At 49.2% G+C, this 5044-nt stretch carries 4 protein-coding genes and 1 pseudogene; 3 read left to right on the top strand and 2 right to left on the bottom strand.

What is annotated here, in order from left to right:
- A pseudogene (locus B3W37_RS02570) lies at nt 1-414 on the bottom strand (hypothetical protein); the annotation flags it as partial.
- A gap of 495 nt (nt 415-909) precedes the next feature.
- Here B3W37_RS02570 and B3W37_RS02565 point away from each other — a divergent pair.
- Entirely contained in the window at nt 910-1896 is a 987-nt protein-coding gene (locus B3W37_RS02565) for a DUF4003 family protein (protein ID WP_483174684.1), read from the top strand.
- A 190-nt stretch (nt 1897-2086) separates the two neighbouring features.
- On the opposite strand, the gene ade is transcribed toward B3W37_RS02565, so the two are convergent.
- Complete coding sequence (ade, locus tag B3W37_RS02560; RefSeq protein ID WP_483174683.1) at nt 2087-3892, bottom strand: adenine deaminase; 1806 nt, start codon at nt 3890-3892, stop codon at nt 2087-2089.
- A gap of 360 nt (nt 3893-4252) precedes the next feature.
- Here ade and B3W37_RS02555 point away from each other — a divergent pair, with 360 nt between their 5' ends.
- Nucleotides 4253-4525, top strand: coding sequence for a type II toxin-antitoxin system Phd/YefM family antitoxin (locus B3W37_RS02555; RefSeq protein WP_483174682.1), 273 nt, complete (start codon nt 4253-4255; stop codon nt 4523-4525).
- A complete protein-coding gene (locus tag B3W37_RS02550) occupies nt 4512-4814 on the top strand; it encodes a type II toxin-antitoxin system RelE/ParE family toxin (protein WP_481039461.1) in 303 nt (100 codons plus the stop codon). Before B3W37_RS02555 ends, B3W37_RS02550 begins: the two co-directional genes overlap by 14 nt.
- Nucleotides 4815-5044: the final 230 nt, after the last annotated feature.

The raw sequence follows: 5044 nt of genomic DNA, 5'->3' as shown, positions 1-5044 counted from the left end.
CCGTCCTGAGTATGTTACAGCCAGAAATCTGCAGTCCTCCGACCAGAGAAAGTTAAAATCCCGCCCAATAATATCGAAAACTGTAATGGTTCTGGTTTGGGTATTACAGAGCATGACTTGATAGATACTATAAAACAGCCCGCTTTCATCCTTTAAATTTTCCTGGACATCAGACCATACCGCCCAATGATGGTCTGGCGAATAAATGGCGGACTCTGGGACTGGTGCCTCGCCGCCAATAGGTCCTTCATATTCCGGCCTTTTCTCATACTTCTGCTGCTCAACCCCGGCTGTCTCCCTTGAAGCATTGGCGGTGTTATAAGTCTTTGGATGGGTAGCACAAATAACAAATATTCCTGTACAGATAACAGCAGTCGCAATCACAATCCAAAAAGCAGGCTTTTTATAGATCAAAACATTTCCCTCCCGACAGGAATTGAGAGACCTTCCTGTCACCCGTACCCTTCTTTTGGCTTCATTCTTGCTTCCTCCCATTTAAGCAGGGAACGGCCCTTTCGCCTGTTGGCCGGTTAGTCTTGTTTCAGGGGATGTCATCATTACTGCATGTATCGTTTCAACTCTTCATAAAAGCGCAATTTTTCTAATAATACAATGAAAATCCCGAGCGGATAACCCCTCTGGAGAAATGAACAGAACGTCACATTCATTTCTTCTTAGTGAAGCTACTACCGCTTCCCTTTCCATTATTCATCATTTTTTCACCCTATTTATTATTTTCAACGTTTGTTGAAAACAACTATATCACTGAAAATTGTATTGTAAATACCTACCAAATATATGAAATGAACTCTAGAACGGTATCAAACGTATATTCTGTTAGCAAGCTGACAGCCCCAGAGCAGGCAAATGGGTTATCATATATTTAGCATCAAAATGGAGGAGCGCCACATGAACCATACTTTACTGCAGAGATGCGAGCTGTTCGTAAGCAACCGCGACATAATGAAAGACCGTTTTAAATGGGATTCAGGCCTGTATCATCCCCTGGTGGCCAGTCTTTATACAGAAAAGGGTCGCATTGTCGATCCTGAGAAGATCAAAAACTGTAAAACCATCATGAAAAACAACACCGGGCTTTTCTCGGAATTCCGTGCCACCGCCCATCTGCCCCTGGCCGCTCTGCTCTCTCTGGAATCACATCCAGAAGGGAAATTTCAGGAAATTCTGCAGGCTTATGAGGCCCTCAAGAAGGAATTCCGCTCTTCGGCATACCTGCCCTTGAGCGCTTTCTTCATGGCCGTAATGCTGCAGTCCCCCGCCTATGACGGCGTAGTGCGCAAGGCCAAGGACATATTTCAGCGCATGAAGAAGGAGCATCCTTTTCTTACCTCCGGAGAGGACTGCGGTTTCGCAGTGATGCTGGCTATGAGCGAGATGACACCCAGCGCCGCCATCATGGAGATGGAGAAGTGTTATGCCATCCTTAAGAGCCGTTTTTCCATCGGCAATGCCCTGCAGACCCTGAGCCACACCCTGACCCTGGGCGGGGAAAGTGCCCAGAGCAAATGCGACCGGATCATACGCTTATTCGACCTGCTCAAGGAAAACAACTGCAAATACGGCACCGGAGCGGAGCTGGCGGTCTTGGGCGTTCTGGCCATATCCACCCCTGAGCTCTCCGCAACGATTCGTGATATAGTGGAAGCCAACCAGTTCCTTTTAGGCCAGAAAGGCTTCGGCCGTCTGGGCATGGGAAAGGCGCAGAGGATCATGTATGCCGCCATATTGGTATCGCAGGAAAATAAGCAGGCCTCACAAAACGCCTTGGGTATGGCATCGATAAACAGCGTGACCAGCCTTTTGATCGCCGAACAGGCAGCCATCGCCGCAGTGATAGCTGCTAGCGCAGCGGCCGCTTCAACTGCGGGGAATTGACTGCCGCCCGGTTGATGGCGTTGATTTGCATCTACTGAAATATGCACCATAATTAAGGCCGGGTTTTCCGCCTTTAGTGCAGCTTATCTGCGGCGGAGCTGCGATTGGCGATTGAAAAGGCGGCTAAATAGGCCGCCTTTTGTCATCAAAAGCCGCCAACAACTCTTCCCCTTTACATATTTATTAATGGCTATTCTATGAGCGAGGGCAGCATTTTAAAGTTCAGACAATCCACCAGCCCTCGGTTGGTAAGCCGCAGTTCAGGCAATACCGGCAAGGATATCAAAGCCATGGTCATAAAAGGTGACACCAGATGACAGCCCAAATCCTTCCAGGCCTGGTCCAGCCCTGCAACGTTTTCCGCCACTTCTTCCAGGGTCCTGTCAGACATCAAACCGGCGATCGGCAGGGGCAGCACGGCCATCACTTCACCGTTTTTGACAGCAATCATGCCGCCGCCAACTTCAGCCAGGGTATTTCCCGCCAGAGCCATATCTTCGTCATTGGTGCCAACGATCAACAGATTATGGCTGTCATGGGCGACGGTTGAAGCCACTGCCCCGGCCTCTAAGCCAAAACCTTTTACATAGCCCAAACCGTAAGTACCCGGCCCGCCATGCCTTTCCATCACCATCACTTTGGCGATATCCCCTGCTTCCCGGTGCAGGGGCTGTCCGTTTGCTACGTTCATTTCGATCAAACGGTGATATGTCCCCACGTGGGCTTCGCGTATTTCCATGACATGGGCCTTGACCGTTGCAAGACCCGCAGGCGCCTTGATAACAAAATGCTGCGGTGACAGCTTTTCTTTCAGATGTACAGAATGACGGGCTTCCTCGGGATAAGTATAGTATGGCAATTCCATGATCATCTGCCCGCTTTCAGCCACGATTTTCCCGTCCACCATCACCCTGTCAACCGCAACCTCGGCCAGATCACTGATAAAGTTGATATCAGCACAGCGCCCCGGCGAAATACTTCCCAGATGCCGGTCTACCCGAAAGCACTGGGCGGTGTTTATGGTTACCATCTGGATTGCCGTGATGGGATCGACACCTTGTCTGACGGCCTGGCGCACGACATGATCGAGATGTCCCAGTTCCCGCAAGGTATGGGGGTGAACATCGTCTGTCACCAGAACCGCATAGCGGCTGTCGATATGATTTTCAGTGATGGCACGGACGGTTTCTTTTACATCGTGCCAGGCTGAACCTTCACGCATTTTGGCATACATCCCCAGCCTCATCCGGGCCAGCGCATCTTCTTTGGTGGTGCTTTCGTGGCAGGAAGCGATTCCGGCAGCAGCATAAGCCGGCAGTCCGATTTCCAGGTCGGGAATCGAATAATGCCCGGTAATCGGTTTCCCCGCATCCAGCGTAGCTTTCAACTCCCCGTGGGCATTTTTATCGCCGTAAATGATCCCGGGAAAATTCATCATCTCTCCCAAGCCGATTATACGGTCGTCACTCATGGCCTCTTTGACATCATCCGGGCCGAAAACCGCCCCGGCATCTTCAAAACCAGGCGCAGCAGGGACACAGGAAGGCATGGTGGCATAAATTTTCATGGGCATGCTCCTGCCCTCTTCCACCATCATCTGAACCCCCTTCATGCCTAAAACATTGGCAATCTCATGAGGATCCATGAATATGGTCGTGGTTCCTCTGGGTAATGCAGCCCGGGTGAATTCTCTGACCGACATCATACTGCTTTCAACATGCATATGCCCGTCCAGAAACCCCGGGACCAGGGTATATCCCGCTGCATCGATTATTTGCGTGTCTTCCCCGATGGTATGATCCGTTTTCCCTACGGCAACGATCCGTCCGTATTTAATGGCAACATCTTTGTGCTCTTCAATTTCCCGGGTATTGACATTCAAAATACGTGCGCCGCGTATGACGGTATCTGCTTTTAGAATGCCCATCGCAGTCTGGGAAAGCTCCGCCGTGATTTCGTTAAAATTCTTCTCGGTAAGACTGTAAGATACTTTCATTCTTATCGCCTTTCTAGCGCCATGCTGGTTACGCCGGAACCTTCAACGAGAGGCCGAATGTATTGGCGACCCTTAAGGCAGTCGGCGCATCTTCTCAGAGACAGGGATCCGTGGCTGAGCAGGGGGTATATTGTCTGTTTATTAAGGTTTTTATTAGGATTTTATTATAAATTATATTGTATCATGCTGCACGGGTTTCAGAATTGGCAACTATGTCAGGCGGTGACAGATGGGGGTGACAAAAAAGGAACATCCAACGTCCCCATCTGTCACCGTAGGAAGCAATGCTTCGGCATTGTTGATCAGCTATCAATATTATGATATATTTTAGGTGTAAATATTGAGTATGGGGGTTTTGAAATGCCAAATATAAGGCCCATTTCGGATTTAAGGAACAATGCCAATGATATTTCGGAAATTTGCCATCAGACCCGCGAGCCTGTTTTCATCACTAAAAACGGTGTAGGAGACATGGTTGTAATGAGCTTGGAGACTTATGAGCGCCAGCAGGCGCTGATCAACCTATACGCAAAACTAGCCGAGGCTGAGGAGGAAATCATCAGCGGAGCTCAAGGTGAGGATTTCCTGGAAATATCAAAGCAGTTGAGGGATACGGTTCATGGACGTCTATAAGGTAAAGATATATCCCGCTGCTAAGCGGGATTTGAAGGACCTCGTCAACTATCTAAACACCCTTTCTGCTGATGCCGCACTACGGTACTATGATCTGATTGTAGAGAAAATCATCAGTCTTTCGCAGATGCCGGACCGGTGCCCTTATGTACGCAACAATTCCCTGAAAGTGAAGGGTTACCGTTGTCTGGTTGTGGAAAACTACCTGGTGTTTTACGTTGTGAAGAGCGACACCGTGCAGATTCGCCGTATTCTCTATGGCAAACGCAATTATGAATGGCTCCTGTAATTACGCCACTTCCTCAAACCGATTAACGATTAACTTAGTCTTTTGCATTCAGCCAGGGGTTCCTAGCGGGGAAAATTTCCAAGCCATGGCCTGGGCTTGGAACGACTCGATTAGTATAATGTTCCAGAGCCTGGCAGGCCCTAGCCTGCAGGTTAATGATATAGTAGGCGGCCTCTGTAAGACTCTATTTTATGTGTCGATCAGTAGCGCAATCTGGGCAACTCCGTAAA

Source organism: Syntrophomonas sp. UBA5494, from assembly GCF_002426325.1.
The sequence above is the reverse complement of the archived record's forward strand: the minus strand, read 5'-3'. Positions and strand labels throughout refer to the sequence as shown.

Coding starts and splice junctions, on each gene's coding strand:
- B3W37_RS02565 (WP_483174684.1), top strand. CDS start 910: ATGAACCATACTTTACTGCAGAGATGCGAGCTGTTCGTAAGCAACCGC.
- ade (WP_483174683.1), bottom strand. CDS start 3,892: ATGAAAGTATCTTACAGTCTTACCGAGAAGAATTTTAACGAAATCACG.
- B3W37_RS02555 (WP_483174682.1), top strand. CDS start 4,253: ATGCCAAATATAAGGCCCATTTCGGATTTAAGGAACAATGCCAATGAT.
- B3W37_RS02550 (WP_481039461.1), top strand. CDS start 4,512: ATGGACGTCTATAAGGTAAAGATATATCCCGCTGCTAAGCGGGATTTG.